Source organism: Streptomyces sudanensis (genome assembly GCF_023614315.1).
Taxonomy (GTDB): domain Bacteria; phylum Actinomycetota; class Actinomycetes; order Streptomycetales; family Streptomycetaceae; genus Streptomyces; species Streptomyces sudanensis.
The window spans coordinates 4,407,013-4,430,408 of sequence record NZ_CP095474.1 but is presented as its reverse complement, the minus strand read 5'-3'; the positions used below and the strand labels follow the sequence as shown (position 1 = coordinate 4,430,408).

The 23,396-nt window shown below is 75.2% G+C and carries 22 protein-coding genes, 1 tRNA gene and 2 pseudogenes; 13 read left to right on the top strand and 12 right to left on the bottom strand.

Features of this window, described 5'->3' with window-relative positions; all coding sequences use genetic code 11:
* The first annotated feature begins 186 nt into the window (after positions 1–186).
* On the top strand, positions 187–1,275 hold the full coding sequence (locus MW084_RS20470) for a PAC2 family protein (RefSeq protein WP_010472233.1): 1,089 nt from the start codon (positions 187–189) through the stop codon (positions 1,273–1,275).
* Positions 1,276–1,424: 149 nt separating this feature from the next.
* On the opposite strand, the gene mshC is transcribed toward MW084_RS20470, so the two are convergent.
* The 4 genes from mshC to MW084_RS20450 form a co-directional block, all read right to left on the bottom strand.
* Complete coding sequence (gene mshC / locus MW084_RS20465; RefSeq protein ID WP_010472234.1) at positions 1,425–2,654, bottom strand: cysteine--1-D-myo-inosityl 2-amino-2-deoxy-alpha-D-glucopyranoside ligase; 1,230 nt, start codon at positions 2,652–2,654, stop codon at positions 1,425–1,427.
* A 108-nt stretch (positions 2,655–2,762) separates the two neighbouring features.
* Positions 2,763–3,596 (bottom strand): SCO1664 family protein, encoded by an 834-nt coding sequence (locus MW084_RS20460; protein WP_010472237.1) that lies wholly within the window; start codon positions 3,594–3,596, stop codon positions 2,763–2,765.
* A complete protein-coding gene (locus MW084_RS20455) occupies positions 3,560–4,150 on the bottom strand; it encodes a DUF3090 domain-containing protein (RefSeq protein ID WP_010472239.1) in 591 nt (196 codons plus the stop codon). The genes MW084_RS20460 and MW084_RS20455 overlap by 37 nt, the downstream gene beginning before the upstream one ends.
* Before the next feature lie 82 nt (positions 4,151–4,232).
* Positions 4,233–4,919 (bottom strand): histidine phosphatase family protein, encoded by a 687-nt coding sequence (locus MW084_RS20450; protein WP_010472242.1) that lies wholly within the window; start codon positions 4,917–4,919, stop codon positions 4,233–4,235.
* Between the two features lie 51 nt (positions 4,920–4,970).
* On the opposite strand from MW084_RS20450, the gene corA reads away from it, so the two are divergent.
* Positions 4,971–5,963, top strand: a complete 993-nt coding sequence (corA, locus tag MW084_RS20445; protein ID WP_029553619.1) for a magnesium/cobalt transporter CorA — start codon at positions 4,971–4,973, stop codon at positions 5,961–5,963.
* A 41-nt stretch (positions 5,964–6,004) separates the two neighbouring features.
* Here corA and MW084_RS20440 read toward each other — a convergent pair whose 3' ends face one another.
* On the bottom strand, positions 6,005–6,790 hold the full coding sequence (locus MW084_RS20440) for a hypothetical protein (protein ID WP_010472245.1): 786 nt from the start codon (positions 6,788–6,790) through the stop codon (positions 6,005–6,007).
* 231 nt (positions 6,791–7,021) lie between these two features.
* Entirely contained in the window at positions 7,022–8,074 is a 1,053-nt protein-coding gene (locus MW084_RS20435; protein WP_010472247.1) for an LLM class F420-dependent oxidoreductase, read from the bottom strand.
* Between the two features lie 139 nt (positions 8,075–8,213).
* On the opposite strand from MW084_RS20435, the gene MW084_RS20430 reads away from it, so the two are divergent.
* The 3 genes and pseudogenes from MW084_RS20430 to MW084_RS20420 all read left to right on the top strand — a co-directional run.
* Positions 8,214–9,203, top strand: coding sequence for an aldo/keto reductase (locus MW084_RS20430; RefSeq protein ID WP_010472249.1), 990 nt, complete (start codon positions 8,214–8,216; stop codon positions 9,201–9,203).
* 66 nt (positions 9,204–9,269) lie between these two features.
* Positions 9,270–9,643: pseudogene (locus tag MW084_RS24370) on the top strand (DNA helicase RecD); the annotation flags it as partial.
* A gap of 1 nt (position 9,644) precedes the next feature.
* The coding region (locus tag MW084_RS20420; protein ID WP_275563728.1) for a helix-hairpin-helix domain-containing protein at positions 9,645–11,388 on the top strand (1,744 nt) is incomplete at its 5' end.
* A gap of 49 nt (positions 11,389–11,437) precedes the next feature.
* On the opposite strand, the gene MW084_RS20415 is transcribed toward MW084_RS20420, so the two are convergent.
* Entirely contained in the window at positions 11,438–12,100 is a 663-nt protein-coding gene (locus MW084_RS20415) for a hypothetical protein (protein WP_010472253.1), read from the bottom strand.
* 47 nt (positions 12,101–12,147) lie between these two features.
* Between MW084_RS20415 and MW084_RS20410 the strand changes: the two genes are divergently transcribed.
* Positions 12,148–12,336, top strand: coding sequence for a DUF5703 family protein (locus MW084_RS20410; protein ID WP_010472255.1), 189 nt, complete (start codon positions 12,148–12,150; stop codon positions 12,334–12,336).
* An 85-nt stretch (positions 12,337–12,421) separates the two neighbouring features.
* Here MW084_RS20410 and MW084_RS20405 read toward each other — a convergent pair whose 3' ends face one another.
* The 3 genes from MW084_RS20405 to MW084_RS20395 all read right to left on the bottom strand — a co-directional run bounded on the left by MW084_RS20405 (position 12,422) and on the right by MW084_RS20395 (position 14,973).
* Entirely contained in the window at positions 12,422–13,108 is a 687-nt protein-coding gene (locus MW084_RS20405; RefSeq protein ID WP_010472257.1) for a chaplin, read from the bottom strand.
* 147 nt (positions 13,109–13,255) lie between these two features.
* The gene (locus tag MW084_RS20400) at positions 13,256–13,489 is read right to left on the bottom strand and encodes a chaplin (protein ID WP_010472259.1); all 234 of its coding nucleotides are present in this window, start codon (positions 13,487–13,489) and stop codon (positions 13,256–13,258) included.
* A gap of 155 nt (positions 13,490–13,644) precedes the next feature.
* Complete coding sequence (locus MW084_RS20395) at positions 13,645–14,973, bottom strand: M20/M25/M40 family metallo-hydrolase (RefSeq protein ID WP_010472261.1); 1,329 nt, start codon at positions 14,971–14,973, stop codon at positions 13,645–13,647.
* A 167-nt stretch (positions 14,974–15,140) separates the two neighbouring features.
* Here MW084_RS20395 and MW084_RS20390 point away from each other — a divergent pair.
* Together MW084_RS20390 and MW084_RS20385 are read left to right on the top strand one after the other, a co-directional pair.
* Positions 15,141–15,228 (top strand) — tRNA-Leu (locus MW084_RS20390).
* 118 nt (positions 15,229–15,346) lie between these two features.
* The gene (locus MW084_RS20385) at positions 15,347–16,258 is read left to right on the top strand and encodes a pseudouridine synthase (protein WP_010472263.1); all 912 of its coding nucleotides are present in this window, start codon (positions 15,347–15,349) and stop codon (positions 16,256–16,258) included.
* Between the two features lie 12 nt (positions 16,259–16,270).
* Here MW084_RS20385 and MW084_RS20380 read toward each other — a convergent pair whose 3' ends face one another.
* Positions 16,271–17,725 carry an amino acid permease gene (locus MW084_RS20380; RefSeq protein ID WP_010472264.1) on the bottom strand — a complete coding sequence of 485 codons (1,455 nt, stop codon included), beginning with the start codon at positions 17,723–17,725 and terminating at the stop codon, positions 16,271–16,273.
* 409 nt (positions 17,726–18,134) lie between these two features.
* On the opposite strand from MW084_RS20380, the pseudogene MW084_RS24660 reads away from it, so the two are divergent.
* Positions 18,135–18,560, top strand: a pseudogene (locus tag MW084_RS24660) (ASCH domain-containing protein); the annotation flags it as partial.
* Positions 18,534–18,941, top strand: coding sequence for a nuclear transport factor 2 family protein (locus tag MW084_RS20370; protein WP_420833775.1), 408 nt, complete (start codon positions 18,534–18,536; stop codon positions 18,939–18,941). The pseudogene MW084_RS24660 and the gene MW084_RS20370, both read left to right, overlap by 27 nt.
* Positions 18,942–18,990: 49 nt before the next feature.
* Here the strand turns inward: MW084_RS20370 and MW084_RS20365 are convergent, their stop codons facing one another.
* Positions 18,991–20,646, bottom strand: a complete 1,656-nt coding sequence (locus MW084_RS20365; protein ID WP_010472266.1) for an FAD-binding dehydrogenase — start codon at positions 20,644–20,646, stop codon at positions 18,991–18,993.
* A 114-nt stretch (positions 20,647–20,760) separates the two neighbouring features.
* Between MW084_RS20365 and MW084_RS20360 the strand changes: the two genes are divergently transcribed.
* The 3 genes from MW084_RS20360 (at position 20,761) to MW084_RS20350 (ending at position 23,143) form a co-directional block, all read left to right on the top strand.
* Complete coding sequence (locus tag MW084_RS20360) at positions 20,761–21,330, top strand: NUDIX domain-containing protein (RefSeq protein WP_010472267.1); 570 nt, start codon at positions 20,761–20,763, stop codon at positions 21,328–21,330.
* A 453-nt stretch (positions 21,331–21,783) separates the two neighbouring features.
* Positions 21,784–22,080, top strand: coding sequence for a hypothetical protein (locus MW084_RS20355; RefSeq protein ID WP_010472268.1), 297 nt, complete (start codon positions 21,784–21,786; stop codon positions 22,078–22,080).
* A gap of 151 nt (positions 22,081–22,231) precedes the next feature.
* Positions 22,232–23,143, top strand: coding sequence for an MBL fold metallo-hydrolase (locus MW084_RS20350; RefSeq protein WP_010472269.1), 912 nt, complete (start codon positions 22,232–22,234; stop codon positions 23,141–23,143).
* Positions 23,144–23,396: the final 253 nt, after the last annotated feature.

Below are 23,396 nucleotides of genomic sequence, written 5' to 3'. Positions count from 1 at the left end.
CCCNGTGCCCGGCGGGCGCGCCGCCGGGACGGGGAGGGACTCCGGCGGGGCCCGCGTGTCCGGGGTTCCGCCGGGGGTAGTGGTGGGAGCCGGGCCCCCACCCGGACGTGTGCAAGCGGCTGCGGGCGGGGGCCTTGAACGCCGTAAGGTTGGTTCGTACGCACGGAACTTCGGAAGGAGGCCTGGGTGATCGAGCTCGAGGGGGTTCCCGAGCTGATCGACCCGGTCATGGTGGCCGCGTTCGAGGGCTGGAACGACGCCGGCGACGCCGCCTCCACCGCGGTCGCGCACCTGGAACGGGAGTGGAAGGGCGAGGTGTTCGCGGCGCTCGACGCCGAGGACTACTACGACTTCCAGGTCAACCGGCCCACGGTGTGGCTGGACGGCGGGGTGCGGAGGATCACCTGGCCCACCACCCGCCTGTCCGTGGTGCGCGTCGGCGGTGAGAAGCCCCGCGACCTGGTGCTGGTCCGCGGCATAGAGCCGTCGATGCGGTGGCGCTCGTTCTGCAACGAGCTGCTGGGCTTCGCCCACGAGCTGGGCGTGGAGATGGTCGTGATCCTCGGCGCGCTGCTCGGCGACACCCCGCACACGCGGCCGGTCCCGGTCAGCGGCGTCACGTCCGATCCGGACCTGGCGCGGCGGATGGAGCTGGAGGAGACCCGCTACGAGGGGCCGACGGGCATCGTCGGCATCCTCCAGGAGGCGTGCACCCACGCGGGGGTCCCGGCGGTCAGCCTGTGGGCGGCGGTGCCGCACTACGTGTCGCAGCCGCCGAACCCCAAGGCCACGCTGGCGCTGCTCAACCGGCTGGAGGACCTGATCGGCCTGCGCATCCCGCTGGGCGAACTGGCCGAGGACGCCCGCGCCTGGCAGCTCGGCGTGGACCAACTGGCCTCCGAGGACAGCGAGGTGGCCGAATACGTGCAGACGCTGGAGGAGGCGCGGGACACGGCCGAGCTGCCCGAGGCCTCCGGCGAGGCCATCGCCCGCGAGTTCGAGCGGTACCTGCGGCGGCGGGACGGCGGCCCCGGACAGGGCGGCCCGTCCGGCACGGCGGGGCACGCCGCGGACGGCGGCGACGCCTCGTACCTGCGCGATCCGGCCGGCGGCCGCCCGCGCCCGCCGCGGTCCTCCGGGACCGGGACCGGCGAACCGGCGGACGAGCGCCGGGACGGCGGCGAGGACGGCGCCCGGGACGAGGACCGGGGCGACTCGGGCAGCGGCTCGAACGACGGCTCCGGGGACGGCGGCCGGGAGGGCCCGGCGGAGTAGGCGGGTACGGCGACGGGGCGGCACCACCGCGGTGCCGCCCCGTCGTCGTGCGTCCCGCACCGGCCCCCGCCGTACGGCGGGGCGCCGCGGCGGACCGCCGGGGGAACCCGACGCGGCTCCACCGGGCGGCCGTCAGGCGGCCGGAAGGGTCAGAGCGCCACGCCCATCAGGGCGTCGACGGTGCGGGAGACGAGGCCGGGCGCCGCCTCGTCCGCGCCGCCCCCGCTGCTCTGGAGCGCGACCCAGCGGTCGACGGCGGCGAGGGCCGCCGGCGTGTCCAGGTCGTCGGCGAGCGCCTCGCGCACCTCCTCGACGAGCCGGTCCGCGGACGGGCCGTCGGGGCGGGACACCGCGGCGCGCCAGCGGCCGAGCCGCTCGACGGCCTCGTCGAGGACCCGGTCGGTCCACTCCCAGTCGGCCCGGTAGTGGTGGGCGAGCAGGGCGAGGCGGATCGCGGCGGGGTCGACGCCCCGGCGGCGCAGCGCGGAGACGAAGACCAGGTTGCCCTTGGACTTCGACATCTTCTCGCCGTGCAGGGCGACCATCCCGGCGTGCACGTACGCCTTGGCGAAGGGGAACTCGCCGGTCAGCGCGTGGGCGTGGGAGGCGCCCATCTCGTGGTGCGGGAAGACCAGGTCGGAGCCGCCGCCCTGGACGTCGAAGCCCATGCCGAGGTGGTCGAGCGCGATGGCGACGCACTCGATGTGCCAGCCCGGCCGGCCGGGGCCGAGGGAGCCGCCGTCCCAGCTGGGCTCGCCCTCGCGGGCGGCCAGCCACAGCAGCGGGTCGAGCGGGTTCTTCTTGCCGGGGCGGTCGGGGTCGCCGCCGCGCTCGGCGGACAGGGCCCGCATGACGTCGGCGTCGTAGTGGGAGACCTCGCCGAAGTGCCGGTCGGCGTCGACGGAGAAGTAGACGTCGCCGTCCAGTTCGTAGGCGGCGCCCGCGTCGCGCAGGCGCTCGATGAGCGGGACGATGCCGGGTATCGCCTCGACGGCGCCGACGTAGTGCTTGGGCGGCAGCATCCGCAGGGCCGTCATGTCCTCCCGGAACAGGGAGGTTTCCCGCTCGGCGAGCCCGGTCCAGTCCACGCCGTCGCGGGCGGCCCGCTCCAGGAGGGGGTCGTCCACGTCGGTGACGTTCTGCACGTAGTGCACCTGCCGCTTGGTGTCGAGCCACACGCGCTGGACGAGGTCGAACGCGTTGTAGGTCGCCGCGTGACCCAGGTGGGTCGCGTCGTACGGCGTGATGCCGCAGACGTAGATGCGGGCGACGGGACCGGGGGTGAGGGTCACTCGTCCGCCGGTCGCGGTGTCGTGGATCCGGAGGTCGCGGCCCTCGCCGGGCAGAGCGGGGACCTCGGAAGCGGGCCAGGCATGCATGGTCCGAGCGTAACCGGACGGGTGTTCCGGATACGAACCGGATGCGGGAGCGTGACCGGTTCGGCGCCCTTGCGCCCGCCCCCGCGATGTGCTCCTCCCGGAGGAGGGTCAGACCGGCGGCCAGGGGATGGACGGCCAGGCGCCGGACGGTTCGGGGTGCCGGCGGGTGGCGCGCAGGGCCGCGACCCGGGCCCGCAGGGCGTCCAGCTCGGCCGGGGTGATCAACTGCTCCAGGCGGGTGGCGAGCGGGGCGCCGGGGGCCAGCTCCGCGCCGAGGCGGGCCAGGACGCCCAGCGCCTCCTCGGGCAGGGGCTCCCCCGCCCAGCCCCACAGCAGCGTCCGCAGCTTGTCGTCGGTGTGGAAGGTGACGCCGTGGTCGATGGCGTGGAGCCGGCCGTCGGCGGCGGGGAGCAGGTGGCCGCCCTTGCGGTCCCCGTTGTTGATCACGGCGTCGAGCACGGCGAGCCGCCGCAGCCGCGGGTCGTCGGCGTGGACGAGCAGCGCCGTGCGGCCCCCGCCCACGTCGGCGCGGCCCACCGGCCGCCACCCGTCGCCCGGCTCGTCGCCCTCGACGAGGGAGAGCAGCGGCGGGGCCGACGGGTCGGCGTCGATCCACTGCTGGACCGTGCCCGGCCCGTACGGTCCGTCGCGCAGGACGGTCGGCGGGACCAGGTCCCAGCCCGTCGCCTCGGACACGGCGTACGCGGCGGCCTCCCGCTGCGCGAGCGTGCCGTCCGGGAAGTCCCACAGGGGCCGCTCGCCCGCGACCGGTTTGTAGACGCAGTCGGTCTCCGCGTCCCCGTGCGCGACGGAGCACAGCAGCACCGCGTTGGACGCCTCGCGGACCTGGCCGCGTACCGTCAGCTCGCCCCCGGCGAGCAGGTCCAGCACGTCGGCGGCGGCCGTCAGACCCCGCGGCGGTATCCGTTCTGGCGCGGACATACGTGTCCTTCCGGGTCGAGCGGCAGGCTGCACAGGGGGCACGGCGGGCGGCCGGCGTTGACGACGTCGAGGGCGCGCTTGGCGAAGGCCCGCGCCTGGACCCCGGTGAGCCGGACGCGGAGCACCGGGGGGCCGTTCTCCTCGTCCTGGAGGAGGCGCTCCTCCGCCTCGGCGAGGTCCTCCTCGGACTCCGCGTCGAGCTCGACGAGCGCCTGCGCCTCGACGACGAGCCGCTGCTCCTCGCCGTCCCAGGCGAGCGCCATGGTCCCGACGCGGAACTCCTCCTCGACGGGTGTGTCGAGCGGCGCGGTGTCGGCGATATCGGCCGGGGCGACGGCCGGGACCGGGGCGCTGCCCCCGGTGCGGCGCACGACCTCGTCGAGGAGTTCGTCCATGCGCTCGGCGAGTGCCGCGACCTGCGTCTTCTCCAGCGCGACGCTGGTGGTCCGGCCCCCGGCGGACGCCTGGAGGAAGAACGTACGGCGGCCAGGCAGCCCGACCGTACCGGCCACGAAGCGCTCCGGCGGGTCATAGAGGAACACCTGACGGGACACGTTCCCTCTCCCTTGGTTCTCGGTTCGCGGGTCGGACGTCACGGCCGCCCGGCGGCGCGTCCAACCCTACTGTGCGCAGCGATCACGGTGCGCCCGCGCCGCCGCCGACCTGTGCGGCGGCCCCCGCGTCGCCGTCGCGGGGGGCGAGGGCGCCGAGGTCGCCGGTGTCGCCCAGGCGGATCAGGAAGGGGCGGGTGCGGGTGTAGCGGATCGCGGTGACGGAGCACGGGTCGACGTGGAGGCGCTGGAAGAGGTCCAGGTGGAGGCCGAGGGCGTCCGCGACGAGCGCCTTGATGATGTCGCCGTGCGAGCACATCACGTACGCGGCGTCGTCGCCGTGGGCGTCCGCCACGCGCGCGTTCCAGTCCCGTACGGCGTCGACGGCGCGGGCCTGCATGGCGCGCATGGACTCCCCGCCGGGGAAGGCGGCGGCGGACGGGTGGTGCTGGACGACGTCCATGAGCGGCTCGTCGGCGAGTTCGGCCAGCTTGCGGCCGGACCAGTCGCCGTAGTCGCACTCGTTGATCCGCTCCTCGGTGTGCAGGGCCAGTCCGGGGCGGGCGGCGAGGAGCGGGGCGAGCGTCCCGCGGCAGCGCTCCAGGGGGCTGCTGACGGCCAGGGCGAGCGGCACCCCGTCGAGCCGGCCGGGCAGCGCGGCGGCCTGGGCGGCGCCGCGTTCGTCGAGGGTGACACCGGGGGTGCGGCCCGCGAGGACGCCGGCGGTGTTCGCGGTGGACCGGCCGTGCCGTACGAGGATCAACGTCGCCATGGCGACAAGGGTAGGCGGCGGGCAGGCGTGCGGGCGGCGGTCCGGGGAAGGATACGCGCCGTGATCGTGGACTGTGCCATCTACCGGGACGGGCGCCGCCGCCAGGGCCCCTCCGACATCGTCACCGCCCTGGGGGAGGCGCGGGACGCGCTCGACGCTTTCCTGTGGATCGGGCTGCACGAGCCGACCGCCGAGGAGTTCGACCGCGTGTCGGCCGAGTTCGGGCTGCACCCGCTGGCCGTGGAGGACGCGCTGAAGGCGCACCAGCGGCCGAAGCTGGAGGTGTACGACGACTCGCTGTTCCTGGTCCTGAAGCCGGTGGTGTACGAGCCGGAGGGCGACACGGTCTCCGCGGGCGAGCTGATGGTGTTCATGGGCGACTCGTTCGTCGTGACGGTGCGGCACGGCGAGGGGTCGCCGCTGGCGGAGGTCCGGCGGCGGCTGGAGGCGGAGCCGGAGGTGCTGCGGCAGGGTCCGACGGCGGTGCTGTACGCGGTGAGCGACGCCGTGGTCGACCACTACATGGAGGTGGCCGACGAGCTCCAGCAGGACCTGGAGGAGCTGGAGGCGGAGGTCTTCCAGCCGTCGGGGGGCGACGCGAAGAACACGGCCGCGCGGATCTACCGGTTCAAGCGGCAGGTGCTGGAGTTCCGGCGGGCGACGGGTCCGCTCGGCGGCCCGATGGAGCGGCTGGCGGGGGCGGGCGTGCCGTACGTGAACGAGGAGGCGCGGCCGTTCTTCCGGGACGTCAGCGACCACCTGACCCGGGCCGGGGAGCACGTGGAGGGCCTGGACCGGCTCCTGACCGACATCCTGTCCGCGCACCTGGCGCAGATGGGCGTGCGGCAGAACGACGACATGCGGAAGATCTCCGCCTGGGCGGCGATGGCGGCGGTGCCGACGATGGTCGCGGGCGTGTACGGGATGAACTTCACGCACATGCCGGAGCTGCACGCGACGTGGGGGTACCCGGCGGCGGTGGGGTTGATGGCGACCGCGGTGGTCGTCCTGTACCGGCTGTTCAAGCGGCGCGGCTGGCTGTGACGCCCCCGGGCGGTCCGGGCCGCCCGGGGGCGGGCGCCGCCTCAGGGGACGGGCGCGGTCCGGACGGGTCCGCCGAGGGCGTCGCGGTGCTCGGGCGGGGAGAGGGCGACCATGCGCCGCCAGCCGCCGGCCCGCTCGTACGCGTACCGGGCGCGGATGCCCGCCGCGAGGGCGGCCGACCTGCTGCGCGGCCACCTCAGGAGGTCGCCCAGGTGGTCCATGACGGCGAGGCTCACGTCGCGGTGGACGGCGATCTCCGCGAGGGCGCACTCGCGCAGGGTGCTCCGGATGGCGCCGCCGTGCCCGGCACGGGCCAGGCGCAGCAGCTCCTCGTGGCAGTACGCGAGGTGGGCGTCCTCGTCGCGGCCGATCGCCCGGACGGCCCTGCCGATCTCCGGGTGGTCGCCGAAGTGCCGTACGAGCAGGTCCATCTGCTCGGCGGCGCGCTGCTCGGTGACGCGGCTGTGCGAGAGGTAGACGACGATGTCGTGCTCGGTGAGCGGCTCGTCGCGGCGCAGCCTGTCGTGGGCGAGGCCGATGCCGGAGCGTTCGAGGAGCATCGTGTAGTCGGCCTCGGGCGGGACGGGCACCGGATCGAGCCCCCGCTTCCTCAGCAGCCCGAGGAAGATGCGGCCGTGCTTCTCCTCGTCGGCGCCGTGCCGGGCGATCCTGGGGGCCAGGCGGCTCAGGGACGGGGGCACCAGGGCGGCGATCCGGCCGTTCTCCCAGCCTCCCTGCGCCTCGCCGCCGGCCGCGATCGAGCAGAACAGCCGGTAGGCGTCGTCGTTGTCGACGATCTCCTGGAACAGGCCGCGGGCCGAGAGCATCGCTGTCACCTCCGTGTGTCGGCACGAGTCAAAGCCCGCGCGGGAGGGGCGGCAACAGCACGCCGCCTCCGCTGCGCCGAACGGGGCAGCCGACGGGGCCGTCCGCCCCGGTGCGTAACCGGCGGGCGGGTGGCGCGTTGTGCTGCGTGACGGCCGTGGCGGGGATGACCCCGAGCCCCCACCACGGCCGCAGGCCTGCCCGGCGGCCGTGGGACGCGGTCCGGGGCGCGGTCAGCCGGCGAGGCCGGCACGCTCCAGCGCCTCGACGCCGGCGCGCAGCGCGGCGATCCGCTCGTCGAGGGTGGCGCCGGCGGGGGCCAGGGTGAGGGTGGTGACGCCGGCCGCCGCGTACGCCTGCATCCGGTCGGCGATCCGCCCGACGGGTCCGAGCAGCGTCGTGTCGTCGATCAGCCGGTGCGGTACGGCCGCGGCGGCGCCGTCCTTGTCGCCGGAGAGATACCGGTCCTGGATCTCGGCGGCCTCCTTCTCGTACCCCATGCGCCGGGCGAGCCGGTTGTAGAAGTTCTGCGCGCGGCTGCCCATGCCGCCGACGTACAGGGCGGTGTAGGGGCGGAACGCGTCCGCGAGGGCGCCGACGTCGTCGCCGACGGCGAGCGGGACGGTGGGGCAGACGTCGAAGCCGTCCATGGTCAGCCCGGCCCTCTCGCGCCCGGCGCGGACGTGCCGCAGCGCGGTCTCCTCCAGGTGGGCCGCCGACGGGAGGATCAGCAGCGCGCCGTCGGCGATCTCGCCGGTCTGTTCGAGGTTCCTGGGGCCGATGGCGGCGATGTAGAGCGGGATGTGCTCGCGCCGCGGGTGGACGGTCAGCTTGAGGGGTTTGCCGGGGCCGCCCGGCAGCGGCAGGGTCCAGTGCTCCCCGTCGTGGACGAGGCGCTCGCGGGACATGGCCTTGCGCACGATCTCGACGTACTCCCTCGTACGGGAGAGCGGCTTGTCGAACGCCACGCCGTACCAGCCCTCGGACACCTGCGGCCCCGACACGCCGAGGCCGAGGCGGAACCGGCCGCCCGACAGCGAGTCGAGGGTGGCGGCGGTCATGGCGGTCATGGCCGGCTGGCGCGCCGGGATCTGCATGATCGCGGATCCGACGTCGATGTTCTCGGTCCGGGCGGCGACCCAGGCGAGGACGGTGGGCGCGTCGGAGCCGTACGCCTCGGCGGCCCAGCAGACGTCGTAGCCGAGGCGGTCCGCCTCCCGGGCGACGGCGAGGTTGTCGCCGTCCGTGCCCGCTCCCCAGTAGCCGAGGTTGACGCCGAGCCGCATGCCGATCCCCCTGAGCCGATCAGTGACGTCCGTGGTGTGCGGACTCTAGCGCGCGGGCGGGCTCCGGGGCGGTGCGCCCGCCGGGCGCGTTGTCCACAGGGTCCCTCGGCCCGTGCCGCCGGACAGTAATCTCGCGGCCATGGAGCAGAGGCATCTCGGCAGCACCGGCCTGCGCGTGTCCCGGATCGGGCTGGGCACCCTCTCGTGGGGGCGGGAGACGGACGAGCACGAGGCGGCCGAGCAGTTGAAGGTGTTCTGGCAGGCCGGCGGGACCCTCGTCGACACGGCGGACGTGTACGGCGGCGGGGAGGCCGAGTACCTGCTGGGGCAGTTGGTGGAGCGACTGGTGCCGCGCCGCGACGTGGTCATCGCCACGAAGGCCGGAAGCGTGCCCGATCCCGATCCGGAGCGGCGCTCCGACGGTTCGCGCGGTCATCTGCTGGCCGCGCTGGACGCGTCGCTGGCGCGGCTGGGCACGGACTACGTGGATCTGTGGCAGGTGCACGCCTACGACCCGCGGACGCCGCTGGAGGAGACGCTCCAGGCCCTCGACATAGCGGTCGCCAGCGGCCGGGCCCGCTACGTGGGCGTGGCGAACTTCTGCGGCTGGCAGCTGGCGAAGGCGGCGACGTGGCAGCTGTCCGCGCCGGGCGTACGGACGCGGCTGGCCGGTGCGCAGATGGAGTACTCGCTCCTCCAGCGCGGGGTGGAGCGGGAGGTGCTGCCCGCCGCGCGGGACCTGGGGGTGGGCCTGCTGCCGTCGTCGCCGCTGGGCCGGGGGGTGCTGACCGGCAAGTACCGCAAGGGCGTCCCGCCCGGGTCGCGGGGCGCGTCGGAGCACATGGCGCCGTTCGTGGAGCCGTACCTGGACGAGTCGGCGCGGCGCATCGTGGACGCCGTGTCGACGGCCGCGGACGGGCTGGCGGCGACACCGCTCCAGGTCGCGCTGGCATGGGTGCGGGACCGGCCGGGCGTGACGGCACCGGTGGTGGGCGCGCGGACCGCGCGGCAGCTCACGGCGGCGCTGTCGGTGGAGGGCCTTAGTCTTCCCGACGAGATCCGCAGGGCGCTGGACGACGTGTCGGCGCCCGTGCACCGCTATCCCGACCAGGACTGGAGCACGCTGTGACCGCGCACCCCCGGGGAGAGAACCCCGACTCCCCGGCCGCCGGGACCGCCCCCGGCGCGCNNNCCNTTATACACACCTTACCCCCCGGGACCGGGCCCGCCGCCGGCGCCGGGCCGGAACCGGACGCCGGCGCGGACGCGGCGGGGACCGCGGGCACCGGACCGGGCGCAGGCGAGGGCGCGGACGAGGCGGAGACGGTGGGCGGGTCTCCGAGGCGGAGGCCGAACTGGCCGCCCAGCGGGAGCTGCGGGAGCGGATCGAGCGGCGCAAGGCCGAACGCGGCGGGCCGATCGCGAGCGGCACCAAGCTGAGCGGGCGGGCCGCCGACCTGCTGGCGGCGGTACGGGCCGTGGAGAGCGGGGAGAAGCCGGCCGTCGCGTTCGCGCCCTCCCCCGCCCCGGCGGCGCCGGACCGGACCGCTCCCCCGCCCGAGGTGCCCCNGCAGACCGCGCCGCCCGCGCCGGCGGGGCCGCGCACGGCGGCGCCGGAGACCGTGCGGGCCGTGCGGGCCGTGCTGGCCCAGGGCGGCGCACCGGAGGCCCTGGCGTCGCGGGTCGCGGACGTGCTCGGGGACGCGGCGGGCGAGCTGCTGCGCGAGGACCCCTGGCGGCTCCTGGCCGTGCCCGGCGTGCGGCCGGAGCAGGCGGACGGCTTCGCGCGGGCGCTGCTCGGCACGGAGGGCGGCCCCGGGGACGCACGGCGGACGGACGCCCTGGTGGGCTGGCTGCTGGAACGCGCCGCGCTGCGGGGGCACACGGCGCTGGAGGCGGCGGCCGTGCGGGCGGCGCTCGCGGAGCGGTCCGTACCGGATCCTGACGGGGCCGTGCGGCACGCCGTCGCGGAGGGCGCCGTGCTGGAGTTCCGCGACGAGCAGGACGAGGACGGCGAAGAGGGGGCGGAGGCGGTGGCGGAGGCCGGGACGGTGACCGGTGGGTCGCCGCCGCTCCTCGGGCTGGACCGGTACGCCCTGGCCGAGGAGAGCCTCGCGGACGGTCTGACCCGGCTGGCCCGCTCCGGGCCCGACCCCCGCTGGACGCGGGCCGAGGGCGCCCCGGCGGAGCTGGCCCGGGCGGTCGCCGCGCACGGCCTGGTGGCCCACACGGGCGGCGAGGCGGCGCGCGCGGAACCGGTCGCGCTGGCCGGAGCGGCGCGCGGCCTGGGGTTGCGCGCCGCCGTCGCGGTGCACGGCGAGAACGGCCGCCGCAGGCTCGGCCCCGACGCGGGGGCGGTCACGGTGGCGGAGCTGCTGTCGGGCGCGGCCGGTCCGGGACGGGGCGAGGACGGGGCGTTCGCCCTGGACCTGCTGGTGGTCCTGGACGCTCCGCAACTGGACGTGGAGGCGGCCGCGACGCTCGTGGAGTCCGTACCGGACGGCTGCCGGCTGGTGCTGAGCGGCGATCCGCACGTCCTGCCGTCGGCGGGTGCGGGCCGGGTCTTCGGGGACCTGCTGGCGGCACGGGTGTGCCCGCAGGTCGCGTCCCGCACGCCGGACCCGGGACCGGTCGGGGAGCTGGTGTCCGGGATCGCGGTGGGCGAGCTGCTCCAGGTGGACGCCCCGGGCCGGGAGGTCGTGATCGTCCCGGTGCGGGACACGGGCGAGGCCGTGCACCGGACGGTGCAGCTGGTCGCCGACTCGGTGCCGAGGGCACTGGGCCTGCCGGCGGAGCAGACGCAGGTGATCACGGTCGGGCACGGGGGTTCGGCGGGGACGCGGGCGCTGAACGCGGCGCTGAAGCAGCGGCTGAATCCGGGGCCGGGGCGGTTCGGCGGCTTCGACCCGGGCGACCGGGTGGCGTACGCGGAGGCGCCGGGCCGCACCCTGCAGGGCCGGGTCGTGTCGGCGGACGCGGAGGGACTGCGCCTCGACTGCGAGGGACGGCCGGAAGCCGTCGTCGTACCGGTGGACCGGGTGGAGGCGGTGGTGCGGCACGGCTGGGCGCTCACCGCGCACCAGGCGGCCGGGATGCGCTGGCCCGCGGCGGTCGTGGTGCTGCCGGGGGACGCGGTGGGCGGCCTGGACCGGGCGTGGGTGTACACGGCGTTCGGCCGCGGTGAGCGGCACCTGTCGGTCGTCCACGGCGTGGACCGGGCGCTGGCCCGGGCCGTCGCCGAGCCGCCGTCCCAGGAGCGGGTGACGCGGCTGCGGGGCCTGCTGGAGGCCGCCGCGGAGCCGTTCGGGGAGTGAACCGGGACCGGGGTGCCGCGCCCGCCGGAGCGGGCGCGGCGGGCGGGGGTCAGGGCAGCTCGTGGGACCTGCCGCTCGGGTCCTCCTCGTAGAGCTCGTCCTCGTCGAAGACGGCGCTCACGTCGAAGCGGCAGACGACGCGGCTCGGGTCGGCCTGGTCGAAGGGCGTGCTGAGCCACTCCCCCGGCTCCGGCAGTTCGTCGGCCGCCGCCACCCACAGGGTGGAGTCGCCCTCCTCCAGGCCGAACTCCTTGTGGCGGGAGGCGATCTCGTCCGGTTCGTACTCGCCGAACAGCACGCCGAGCGCCGCGTTGACGCCGGCGCCGGCCGCGGCGACCGCCCCCGGTGTCTCGTCGTCGCCTTCGGCGGCGGCGATGCGCTGTGCCTGGGCGAGCAGTCGCTGGGGGTCCGCCACCGCGTAGTCGCGGCGGATCAGCACGCTCAGCGCGTTCGGCTGGGCCGGCCCCGCGTACGGTGGCAGGGAGTCCTCGACTCCGGGGATCTCGAAGGGCGTGACCTCGTCGTAGCGGTCGTAGAGCCGCTCGTCGTACGCCTCGGCGGCGGCGGCCAGGTCGTTGAACGCGGCGTAGACCGCCGGGTCGTCGTCACCGGTGCGGTTCTCGACCGCCGCCAGGTGGCGGTCGAGCGCGGCTTTGACCGCCTCGGCGGCGGCGCGTACCTCGGCAGCGGTGGGCTGCGCAGCATCAGACATACCGCAGACGCTATCCGTACCGGGGCCGTGCACGCACAATAGATGCGATGCCGGAATATGAATTTGTCGATGTGTACGTGCCGCGGGGGGTCTCCCGGAGGGAGGCGACGCGGTTGCTGACCGATCATGCCGAGTACGGCCACTGGGAGCTGGACCGGCTCAGCCTGCACCGGGACGGGAGCCGCCGGGTACGGCTCCGGAGGCGCATCATCCGTCAGGTACGCGCCACCTGGTGAGGGCGAGGGGCCGTGGAACGGACGGAGCGGACCCCGCGTGGGTGCGGGGCCCGCTCCATGCCGTACCCGGCCGGGTGCGGTGTGCTTACGCGGCCCCGCGGGCGCGGCGGTAGAGGATCGTGCCGCCGAGGAGCGCGGCGGCGCCGGCCGGAGCCAGCAGGCCGAGCGCGGAGGCGCCGGTCTCGGCGAGCTGGTCGCCGCCCTGCGGCGCGGTGCCGCCCTGCGGCGCGGGACCGTCCGGCGTGCTGGGGGCCCTGGGCGCGGTGGACTCGCTCGGCGGGGTACCGGGCTCGTCCGGGGTGCCGGGCTCGTCCGGGATACCGGGCTTGACCGGGGTGCTCGGGGCGGTCGGCTTGTCCGGCGTCGCCTCGATGGTGCAGTCGTTGCCGAAGGCCGGGTTCAGGGCACCGACCACGTTCACGCTGTTGCCGCAGACGTTCACCGGGGCGTTCACCGGGGCCTGCACGTTGTTGCCGGACGCCACGCCCCGCGAGCCGGCGGCCGAGCCGTTCGCCTGCGCGCCGCCGGACTCGTTGACGCACTCGTTGCCGAACGCCGGGTTGAGCACGCCGGCGACGTCGACGGTGTTGCCGCAGACGTTCACCGGGGCGTTGATCGGCGCCTGCACGTTGTTGCCGGACGCGATGCCCGGGGACTTGACCGCGGCACCGTCCGCCCCGGCCCCCGTGGCCGCGTGGGCGTAGCCGCCGAGAGCGAGCACGCCGCCCGCCGCCGCCACAATGGTCAGGCCCTTGCGCGTGACCTGTCGCATAGCTTGTTCCTGCCTTCTTGACTTCCGGTTGCCCCCGCGCACCTCGCGCGGGAGCCGAATGCCCACCGGCCCCGGGGCGCGCGGAGCGCCCCGAGGCCGGCCGGGCTCCGACCCCCGAGGGGCCGGGACTCAGCGTCAGGTGACGACTCAGTCGTTGATGCAGGTGTTGCCGAAGGTGGGGTTCAGCAGCCCGACGACGTTGACCGTGTTGCCACAGACGTTGACCGGCACGTGGACCGGAGCCTGGACCACGTTGCCCGAGAGGGTGCCCGGGGAGCCGAAGGCCGCCCCGTGGGCGCCCGCGTCGGCGACGGCCACACCCGCGCCGGCCAGCATCAGACCGCCGGTGGCGGCCGCGGTCGCGACAACCTTCTTGATCATCTTTACCTCCTGGTTGGCAGTGCGGTCCCAGCCGCGGACCGCACCACCTGTAACGAGGGGTGAAGGCGGGAGGCTACGAGGTGACGGTTTCGTTCACCCTTTCCAGTCCGATGTGTACACATGGACGATTATTGGAGGGTCGTTCCATCCGACTTTCAGCTCGCGTCGATGAAGCGGTCCAGGACCCGCACGCCGAACTGCAGGCCGTCCACCGGGACCCGCTCGTCCACGCCGTGGAACATCCCGGCGAAGTCCAGGTCCGGCGGCAGCCGGAGCGGGGCGAACCCGAAGCAGCGGATGCCGAGGTCGTCGAAGGACTTGGCGTCGGTGCCGCCGGAGAGCATGTACGGCACGGCCCGGGCGATCGGGTCCTCGGCCCGCAGCGCCGTCTGCATGGCGTCGACGAGGGCGCCGTCGAAGCTCGTCTCCAGCGCCTTGTCGGTGTGGACGTCCTCGCGCCGCACGCGCGGTCCGAGGAGCCGGTCGAGGTCGGCCAGGAACTCCTCCTCGTACCCCGGCAGGAACCTCCCGTCGATGTGGGCCGTGGCCTGGCCGGGAATGACGTTCACCTTGTACCCGGCGCCGAGCATGGTGGGGGCGGCGGAGTTGCGGAGCGTGGCGCCGATCATCCTGGCGATGCCGCCCAGCTTCTCGAGGGTGCCCTCCATGTCGTCCGGGTCGAGGGGGGTGCCGAGCGCGTCGGACAGCTCGTCGAGGAAGGACCGCACGGTCTTGGTGACCCTGACCGGCCACCGGTGGCGGCCGACGCGGGCCACCGCCTCGCACAGCTCCGTGACGGCGTTGTCGGTGTTGGTCATCGAGCCGTGCCCGGCGGTGCCGTCGACGGTGAGGCGCATCCAGTGCATGCCCTTCTCCGCCGTCTCCACGAGGTACAGGCGCAGGTCCTCGTTCACCGTGAAGGAGAAGCCGCCGACCTCGCCGATCGCCTCCGTGACGCCCTCGAACAGCTCCGGGTGCCGGTCCACGAGGAAGCGGGCGCCGTACGTGCCGCCGGCCTCCTCGTCGGCGAGGAACGCCAGGACGATGTCGCGGGGCGGCTTGCGGCCGGTGCGCATCCGCTCGCGGACGACCGCGAGGGTCATCGCGTCCATGTCCTTCATATCGACCGCGCCGCGGCCCCAGACGCAGCCGTCGGCGATCTCCCCGGAGAACGGGTGGTGCGTCCAGTCGGCGGCGTCGGCCGGGACGACGTCGGTGTGGCCGTGGATCAGCAGGGCCGGACGGGAGGGGTCCTCGCCCTCGATCCTGGCGACCGTCGAGGCGCGGCCCTTGTGGGACTCGAGGATGCGGGGCTCCAGGCCCACCTCCGCGAGCTTCTCCGCGACGTACTCGGCGGCGCTCCGCTCGCCGGGGCCCGAGTGGTCGCCGTAGTTGCTGGTGTCGATGCGGATGAGCTCGCTGCAGAGGTCGACGACCTCGCTCTCGGCGCCGGGGCCCGTCCTGGTCGGATTCGACTCGCTCACGCTGGTTCCTCCCGCGTCGTGCTGCCGGTGTGGCTGGTCTGGCGCCATCCTGCTACCGGCGGGGCGCCCGACCAAGGGCGGCACCGGGACGGGCGTGATCGGGCACCTCGAATGTTTGCTATGGTTTTCCACGTCGGAGCGGCCAGGGGCCGCGAGACAGACACCTTGTCCGGGTGGCGGAATGGCAGACGCGCTAGCTTGAGGTGCTAGTGCCCTTTATCGGGCGTGGGGGTTCAAGTCCCCCCTCGGACACCAGCGAAGACCCCGGTTCTCCGGGGTCTTTCTGCTTGTCGGGCGGCCGGCCGGGAGGCGGGTACGACGAAGCGGCGGGGCCGGCCCCGTCGGTTAGCGTGGGGGCGTGGGGCGTCGGAGGATGCGCGGGACCGTCGGGCCGCTGGAGCAGCGCGGCGGGATCGACGCCGTACGGGTGCGGTTGCCCGCCGGGGAGTGGCGGAGCCTGCGGGACCACCTCGTCGAGCGGTACGCGCGGGCCATCGGTGCCGCCCGGGTGGACGCCATGCTCGCCGAGGGGGCGTTCGTCGGAGCCGACGGGCGTCCCGTGACGGGTGGCGAGCCGTACGCGGCCGGGCGGATCCTGTGGTTCCACCGGGAGCTGCCGCCCGAGGAGCCGGTGCCGTTCGAGGTGGGGATCGTCCACCGCGACGAGCGGATCGTCGTCGCGGACAAGCCGCACTTCCTGGCCACGACCCCGCGCGGCCGCCACGTGGCCGAGACGGCGCTCGCCCGGCTGCGGCGGGACCTGGGGCTGCCGCACCTGCAGCCCGCGCACCGGCTGGACCGGCTGACCGCGGGGCTCGTGCTGTTCGTCGTGCGGCCGGAGGACCGGGGCGCCTACCAGACGCTGTTCCGGGACCGGCGGGTGCGCAAGGAGTACGAGGCACTGGCACCGTACGACCCGGGGGTGGCGCTGCCGGCGACCGTGCGCAGCCACATCGTCAAGGAGCGGGGGGTCGTCGCCGCGTACGAGGTGCCGGGTGCCGAGCCGAACAGCGAGAGCCGGATCGAGCTGGTGGAGCGGCGGGGCGGGCTCGGCCGGTACCGGCTGGTCCCGGAGACCGGCCGCACCCACCAGCTGCGGGTCCACATGAGCGCGCTCGGCGTGCCGATCCTCGACGACCCGCTCTACCCGGTGGTCCGGGAGGACGGGCCCGAGGACCACGGGCGCCCGCTGCGGCTGCTGGCGCGGGCCCTGGAGTTCACCGACCCGTTCGGCGGCTCATCCGTGCGGTTCGAGAGCCGGCTGCGGCTCTCGTGGCCCGGGTGAGCCGCCCGGGGGTCAGCCCTGCCGCTCGGCGGCGAGCGCCAGCACCCGCCTGCGGACGGCGAACCAGCCGCCGACCAGGAGCGCCGCGATCAGCGGGAGGCAGTTCACGGTGGTCCGGCCGACGCCGCCGCCCCACCACATCAGGAACAGCACCGAGGTGAGGAACAGCAGGGTGGCGATCTGCGTGTACGGGGCCCACGGCAGGCGGTAGGCCGGGCGGACGACCGCGCCCTGCTCGGCGCGCCGCCAGAACACCAGCGAGGAGAGCATGATCATGCCCCAGGTGCCGAGGATGCCGATCGACGCGAAGTTGAGGACCAGTTCGAACGCCTCGCCCGGCATGAGGTAGTTGAGGCCGACGCCCAGGACGCCGAAGCCCGCGGTGAGGAGGATGCCGCCGTAGGGCACCTGGCCCCGGTTCATCAGGGCGGTGAACTTCGGCGCCGAGCCGGCCATCGCCATGGAGCGGAGGATGCGGCCGGTGGAGTACAGGCCGGAGTTGAGGCTGGACAGCGCGGCGGTGAGGACGACGAAGTTCATCACGCCGGCCGTGCCGGGCACGCCGAGTTCGTCGAAGACGGTGACGAAGGGGCTCTCGTCGGCCGAGTACGAGGTGTACGGCAGGAGCAGGGCGAGCAGGACGACCGAACCGACGTAGAACAGGCCCACGCGCCACATGATCGAGTTGATCGCCTTCGGCATGATCTTCTCGGGGTTCTCGGTCTCGCCGGCGGCGACGCCGCACAGCTCGACGGAGGCGTACGCGAAGACGACGCCCTGGACGACCAGCAGCAGCGGGAGCATGCCGAGCGGGAAGATCCCGCCGTTGTCGGCGACCGTGTGCAGGCCGGGGGTGTGGCCGCCGACCTCGTGGGAGGTGGCGACGAGGAAGATGCCCACGCCCATGAAGACCACCAGGGCGGCGACCTTGACGATGGCGAACCAGAACTCCATCTCGCCGAAGTACTTCACGGAGATGAGGTTCGCGGCGAGGACGACGGCGAGGGCGATCAGCGCCAGGATCCACTGGTCGATGTCGCTGAACATCGCCCAGAAGTGGGCGTAGGTGGCGGCCGCGGTGATGTCCGCGACGGCGGTGGTCGACCAGTTCAGGAAGTACAGCCAGCCGGCCGTGTAGGCGCCCTTCTCGCCCATGAACTCGCGCGCGTAGCTGACGAAGGCGCCCGAGGAGGGGCGGTAGAGGACGAGTTCGCCGAGGGCGCGGACGACGAAGAAGGCGAAGACGCCGCAGACCGCGTAGGCGATCGCGAGGGACGGGCCCGCGCCCGCGAGCCGGCCGCCCGCGCCGAGGAAGAGGCCGGTGCCGATCGCCCCGCCGATGGCGATCATGTTGACGTGCCGGGACTTGAGGGCCTTGTTGTAGCCGACGTCGACGTGAGAGGTGCCCGGGTGTGCCGGGGAGCCGGGGCTCGGGGTGGTGCCCGCGGACAGCGGTCGGTCGCTCATGGAAAGGGGTTCGCCTTTGTGAGGAGGGTCATGCGGTGCGCCGCCGAGCGCCGGGTGGAAAGGGTGGTTCACCGCGGAGGCGGGCATGGGGCACATCGTCACAGCCGCAAGGGGCATGTGCTATGACCGGTGTCACATCGGCGGGGCTTGAGTCAGATTTGAGATGTGCCTGAGGTTACGTGCCGGTATGGAAGGGGGGAACGGCGGGCGGCCGGGCGCCGCCGGAACGGGTGGGGCGCGGCCCGCGCCCCACGGTGGTGCCGCCGCGTCCGCCGGGCGGGTCGGCCGGCGGACGTCGGTCGTCGCCGCCGCACGACGAGCCGGGGCGCCGCGCGGTCCGGCGGGAGGCGGCAGGCGCGTTCCGGAAACGGGGGGCGTCGCGGCCGGTCCCCGTGCAAGGCTGCGGCGCATGAGCGATCACGGAAACCTCCCTCCGTACGATCCCGCCCTGGAGCCGGCCCCTTGCGGCCCGCCGCGCGACCGGCTGGTCGCCGCCGTCCTGACCGGGGCGAGGACGGCGGCGACCGGACTGCTCGCGCGGTACGAGGCGCTGGGCGCGCCCCTGCCCGCGCCCGGCGCGCGGTCGGTGCTGACCGACTCGGCGGGCCGGGCCGTCGCGGTGCTGGAGGTGACCGGGGCGCGGGTGCTGCCGCTCGGCGAGGTGGACCTCGCGCACACCGTCGGCGAGGGCACGGGCCACCGCTCGGTGGCCGGGTGGCGGGCCGCGTACGAGGCGCTCTGGCACGGGGAGGAGTCGCGGGCGGTGCTCGGCGACCCGGGCTTCGCGGTGGACGACGCGACTTCGGTGGTGGCGCGGCGGTTCCGCGTGGCGGAGTTCCCCGACCCGGTCGCCGCGGCCGTCGCGGGCGAGCTGCGGCTGCTGGAGCCCGCGGTGCGGGCGTCGCGGGAGGAGGCGGCGCGGCTGCTCGACCCGGAGTTCACCGAGATCGGCGCCTCGGGGCGGCGCTGGACGCGCGAGGAGATGCTCGCCGAGCTGTCCGCGATGGACGGTGCCGCGGCGGACGGCCCCCGCCACGAGGTCTCCGGCATGGCGGGGGTGCCGCTCGCGCCGGGCGTGGTGCACCTGACGTACGAGACGGTCCTGGACGGCCGGCGGGCGCGCCGCTCCTCGCTGTGGCGGCGGGCGGCGGACGGCACCGGGGCGCCGTGGCGGATGTACCACCACCAGGGGACGCCCGTCCCGGACGGCGCCTGAGCCCGCCGCGCGCCGCTGCCGCCGGGGCGGGGCGCCCCGCCCCGGCGGGTCAGGCCACGGCCCGCGCCGCGGCCCGGCCCGCCGCACGGCCGGAGAAGAGGCAGCCGCCGAGGAAGGTGCCCTCCAGGGAGCGGTAGCCGTGGACGCCGCCCCCGCCGAAACCGGCCGCCTCCCCCGCCGCGTAGAGCCCCGGGAGCGGTTCCCCCGCCGCGGTGAGGACCCGTGAGGACAGGTCCGTCTCCAGGCCGCCCAGCGACTTGCGGGTGAGGATGTTCAGCCGTACGGCGATGAGCGGGCCCGCCTCCGGGTCGAGGATGCGGTGCGGGGCCGCGGTGCGGATGAGCCGGTCGCCGAGGTACCGGCGGGCGCCGCGGATGGCGGTGACCTGGAGGTCCTTGGTGAAGGGATTGGTGATCTCCCGATCGCGGGCGACGATCTCGCGGCGCAGCGCCGCCTCGTCGATCAGCGGCTCCCCGGTGAGCGCGTTCATGCCGCGCACCAGGGCGGACAGGTCGCGCTCCACGACGAAGTCGGCGCCCCGGTCCATGAACGCCCGCACCGGCGGCGGCACGTCGGCGCGGGCGCGGCCGATGACGTCCCGTACGGACCTGCCGGTGAGGTCCGGGTTCTGCTCGCTGCCGGAGAGCGCGAACTCCTTGCCGATGATCTTCCGGTCGAGGACGAACCAGGTGTGCTCGTGGCCGGTGCGCATGATGTGCTCCAGCGTGCCGAGCGTGTCGAAGCCGGGGAACAGCGGCACGGGCAGGCGGCGGCCGAGGGCGTCCAGCCAGAGCGACGACGGGCCGGGCAGGATGCGGATGCCGTGGCGGGCCCAGACCGGGTCCCAGTTCTCGATGCCCTCGGTGTAGTGCCACATGCGGTCGCGGTTGACGTGGTGGGCGCCGGCCGCCTCCGCGATGCCGAGCATCAGGCCGTCGACGTGCGCGGGCACCCCGGACAGCATCCGCTTCGGCGGGGTGCCGAGGCGTTCGGGCCACTGGGCGCGCACCAGGTCGTGGTTGCCGCCGATGCCTCCGGAGGCGATGACGACCGCCTGGGCTCGGTACTCGAACGCGCCGGTCACCTCGCGGCTGCTGGCCGTGCCGCGCGGAGCGTCGGACGGCTCCAGGATCTCGCCGCCGACCGTGTCGACGGCGCCGCCGGTGCGGCCGAGGACGGTGACCCGGTGGCGGAAGCACATCCGGACCAGGCCCCGGGCGACGCCCTCGCGGACGCGGCGCTCGAACGGCTCGACCAGGGCCGGGCCCGTTCCCCAGGTGATGTGGAAGCGCGGGACGGAGTTGCCGTGCCCGGTGGCGTCGTAGCCGCCGCGCTCCGCCCAGCCCACGACGGGGAAGAAGCGCACGCCCTGCCGGTGCAGCCAGGCCCGCTTCTCGCCGGCCGCGAAGTCCACGTACGCCTCGGCCCAGCGGCGCGGCCAGCGGTCCTCGGGCCGGTCGAAGCCGGCCGTGCCGAACCAGTCCTGGAGGGCCAGGTCGCGGCTGTCGCGGACGCGCATGCGGCGCTGCTCGGGCGAGTCGACGAGGAACAGGCCGCCGAAGGACCAGTGGGCCTGTCCGCCGAAGGACTGCTCGGGCTCCTGGTCGAGGAGGATGACGCTGCGCCCGGCGTCGACCAGTTCGGCGGTGGCGACGAGACCGGCGAGGCCCGCGCCGATCACGATCACGTCGGCGTCGTAGGCCATGGGTGTCCGTCCTTCCGGGATGATGGGGGTGCCCGATCATCCGTACTCGACGGTAACCGCGTCAACCCTTCGGGCCGCGGAGCGTCCGCGGACCCGGACATCCGAGGAGGGAACATGCACCCGTCCCCCGGCGAGGAACTCCTGGACGTCGTCGACGAGCGGGACGAGGTGGTCGGGCGGCTCCCGCGCGCCGAGGTCTACGCCCGCGGGCTGCGCCACCGCTGCGTGTTCGTCCTGGTGCGGGACGCCGCCGGACGGATCTTCGTGCACCGGCGCACCGCGTCGAAGGCGCTGTTCCCGTCGCGGTACGACATGTTCGTCGGCGGTGTCGTCGGCGCGGGCGAGCCGTACGACGCGGCGGCGCTGCGGGAGGCCGAGGAGGAGCTGGGCGTGCGCGGTCTGCCGCGGCCGGTGCCGGTGGTGTCCTTCCTGTACGACGATGGGCCGGGCGGGCACGGCTCGTGGTGGTCGCGGGTGTACGAGGTGCGGTGCGGCCTGCCGGTGTCGCCGCAGGCGGAGGAGGTCGCCTGGCACGCGTTCGTGACGGAGGCGGAGCTGGAGCGGCGGCTGGGCGAGTGGCCGTGGGTGCCGGACGGGCTCGCGGCGTGGGAGCGGCTGCGCGGGACGCGTGCCCGGGGCGCGGCGGCGGGAGGCTCCGGGGGGACCGGTCCCCGCCGGCCGTGACGGGGGCTCCGCCGAGGACGCCCGCCGTCGCCGCGCCCCGGCGCCCCGGCCGACCCCTCCGGCGGCGTACGGGCGCCCGTGCCGGTGCGCCTCCCCGGCCGGGGCGGCGGGGCGGTGGTGTCCGGGTGCGGCCGGTGGCACGGGCCGCCCGGGCCCGTCACCCCGCCGTTCGCGAAGGGGGCGGACCGGTCCCGNGGCCGGAGCCTCCGGCGGTCCCGGCGGCTCGCCACCGCGCGCCCGGGGCCGCCTCGGCGCCGTACGGACCCGGGGCCGCGCGCCGGGCGCGCAGGCCGCCCTCCGTCCACGACCGGCTCGCCGCCCGGTACCCGGGTTCCGGATCCGCCCTGACGGTGACCGACCACCGGCGGGGAGCGGCCCTCCACCGGGAGGGGCCTACCGGGCGTACGGGGATAACCTGGAAGTGTCAGCGACCCTTCGCACAGAGGCCCCGCCATGACGGTCCTGCATCGGGAACACCAGGCGCACTCCCACGTCCACGGTCCTTCCTGCGGTCACCGGTCCGTGGTCCACGGCGACCACGTCGACTACGTCCACGACGGCCATCTGCACCGCGGGCACTCCGGGCACTGGGACGAGTGCGAGCCGGGCGAGCACATCGCCCACAGCGGCCACGCCCACGAGCACGGCGACGCCTGCGGCCACCCCGCGGTCGCGCACGGGGACCACGTGGACTACGTGCACGACGGGCACCGGCACGCCGCCCACGACGGGCACTGGGACGACCACTGAGCCCCGNCGCTTATACACATCNCCGCCCGCGGTGCCTGTCTCTTATACACATCTCCCCACCCCCGCCCGCGGACGCCTTCGCGCTGTCCTCCGCCGCCCCGGACTGGCAGGCTCTGCCTGTCCAGTTCGGCCACGACTCGGGGGGACAGCGATGCCCGCGACCGACCCGTACACCGTCCAGCTCGCGACCGGCGTGTACGCCTACGTCCAACCGGACGGCGGATGGTGCCTGAACAACGCCGGGTGGGTCGGCGACGGCGCCCGGACCGTCCTGATCGACACCGCGGCGACCGAGCGCCGCGCGCTGGCCCTGCGCGACGCGCTCCTCGCCCACGGCGCCGCCCCGCCGGACACCGTCGTCAACACCCACCACCACGGGGACCACACGTACGGCAACTCCGTGTTCCTGCCCGGGGCGGCCGTCGTCGGGCACGAGGAGTGCCGCCGGGAGGCGCTGGCCGCGGGGCTGCAACTGCACCTGCTGTGGCCGGGCACCGACTTCGGCGACGTCCGCGTCACGCCGCCCTCGGTGACGTACGGCGGACGGATGACCCTGTACGCCGCGGGCACGGAGGTGCGGCTGATCCACCCGGGCCCGGCCCACACCACGGGTGACACGGTCGTGCACCTGCCGGAGCGGGGCGTCGTCTTCACCGGGGACCTGGTCTTCCACGGTGGGACGCCGTTCCTGGCGAGCGGTTCGCTGCGCGGCTCGCTGCGGGCCCTGGAGCTGCTGCGGTCGCTCGACGCGGAGACGGTCGTGCCCGGGCACGGGCCGGTCGCGGACCCGTCCGTGTACGACGCGACGGAGGCGTACCTGCGGTTCGTGGCCGAGCTGTCGGAGGACGGCCGGGCCCGGGGGCTGACCCCGCTGGAGGTGGCGCGGCGGGCGGACCTGGGCGCGTTCGGCGGGCTGCGCGAACCGGAACGCTTGGTGGCGAACGTCCACCGCGCGTACGCGGAGCTGGAGGGGCTGCCGGAGGGGGCGCCGCTGGACGCGGCGACGGTGTTCGGGGACATGATCGCGATGAACGGCGGCCGGCCGGTGGCCTGCCACGCCTGACGGCGCCCCGGTCGCGGTGCCCGTGAACCGGCGGGGGTGCGGCGGGGCGCGGGCGGACTGCCCGTACGGGTGGTCCGCCGGCCGGCGACGCGCTTCCCGCCCGCCGCGCCTTCCGCCGGGAGGGGGCCCGCGCTAGCCTGCGAGACCTCGTGTCGGAGCGTGACGGAGCGATCACGGAGGTGGCCCGTGGGGGTGTCCAGGCGAGGTCTGCTGGCGGTGGGCGGCGCGGCGGGGGACCCCTTCACTTGAAGAT

What these genes read in the sequence shown, in the direction of transcription:
- MW084_RS20360 (WP_010472267.1), top strand. Translation starts at nt 20,761, where the DNA reads ATGCACCCGTCCCCCGGCGAGGAACTCCTGGACGTCGTCGACGAGCGG.
- mshC (WP_010472234.1), bottom strand. Translation starts at nt 2,654, where the DNA reads ATGCATGCCTGGCCCGCTTCCGAGGTCCCCGCTCTGCCCGGCGAGGGC.
- MW084_RS20355 (WP_010472268.1), top strand. Translation starts at nt 21,784, where the DNA reads ATGACGGTCCTGCATCGGGAACACCAGGCGCACTCCCACGTCCACGGT.
- MW084_RS20405 (WP_010472257.1), bottom strand. Translation starts at nt 13,108, where the DNA reads ATGCGACAGGTCACGCGCAAGGGCCTGACCATTGTGGCGGCGGCGGGC.
- MW084_RS20460 (WP_010472237.1), bottom strand. Translation starts at nt 3,596, where the DNA reads ATGTCCGCGCCAGAACGGATACCGCCGCGGGGTCTGACGGCCGCCGCC.
- MW084_RS20365 (WP_010472266.1), bottom strand. Translation starts at nt 20,646, where the DNA reads ATGGCCTACGACGCCGACGTGATCGTGATCGGCGCGGGCCTCGCCGGT.
- MW084_RS20450 (WP_010472242.1), bottom strand. Translation starts at nt 4,919, where the DNA reads ATGGCGACGTTGATCCTCGTACGGCACGGCCGGTCCACCGCGAACACC.
- MW084_RS20415 (WP_010472253.1), bottom strand. Translation starts at nt 12,100, where the DNA reads ATGTCTGATGCTGCGCAGCCCACCGCTGCCGAGGTACGCGCCGCCGCC.
- MW084_RS20430 (WP_010472249.1), top strand. Translation starts at nt 8,214, where the DNA reads ATGGAGCAGAGGCATCTCGGCAGCACCGGCCTGCGCGTGTCCCGGATC.
- MW084_RS20380 (WP_010472264.1), bottom strand. Translation starts at nt 17,725, where the DNA reads ATGAGCGACCGACCGCTGTCCGCGGGCACCACCCCGAGCCCCGGCTCC.
- MW084_RS20410 (WP_010472255.1), top strand. Translation starts at nt 12,148, where the DNA reads ATGCCGGAATATGAATTTGTCGATGTGTACGTGCCGCGGGGGGTCTCC.
- MW084_RS20440 (WP_010472245.1), bottom strand. Translation starts at nt 6,790, where the DNA reads ATGCTCTCGGCCCGCGGCCTGTTCCAGGAGATCGTCGACAACGACGAC.
- MW084_RS20350 (WP_010472269.1), top strand. Translation starts at nt 22,232, where the DNA reads ATGCCCGCGACCGACCCGTACACCGTCCAGCTCGCGACCGGCGTGTAC.
- MW084_RS20385 (WP_010472263.1), top strand. Translation starts at nt 15,347, where the DNA reads ATGCGCGGGACCGTCGGGCCGCTGGAGCAGCGCGGCGGGATCGACGCC.
- MW084_RS20400 (WP_010472259.1), bottom strand. Translation starts at nt 13,489, where the DNA reads ATGATCAAGAAGGTTGTCGCGACCGCGGCCGCCACCGGCGGTCTGATG.
- MW084_RS20435 (WP_010472247.1), bottom strand. Translation starts at nt 8,074, where the DNA reads ATGCGGCTCGGCGTCAACCTCGGCTACTGGGGAGCGGGCACGGACGGC.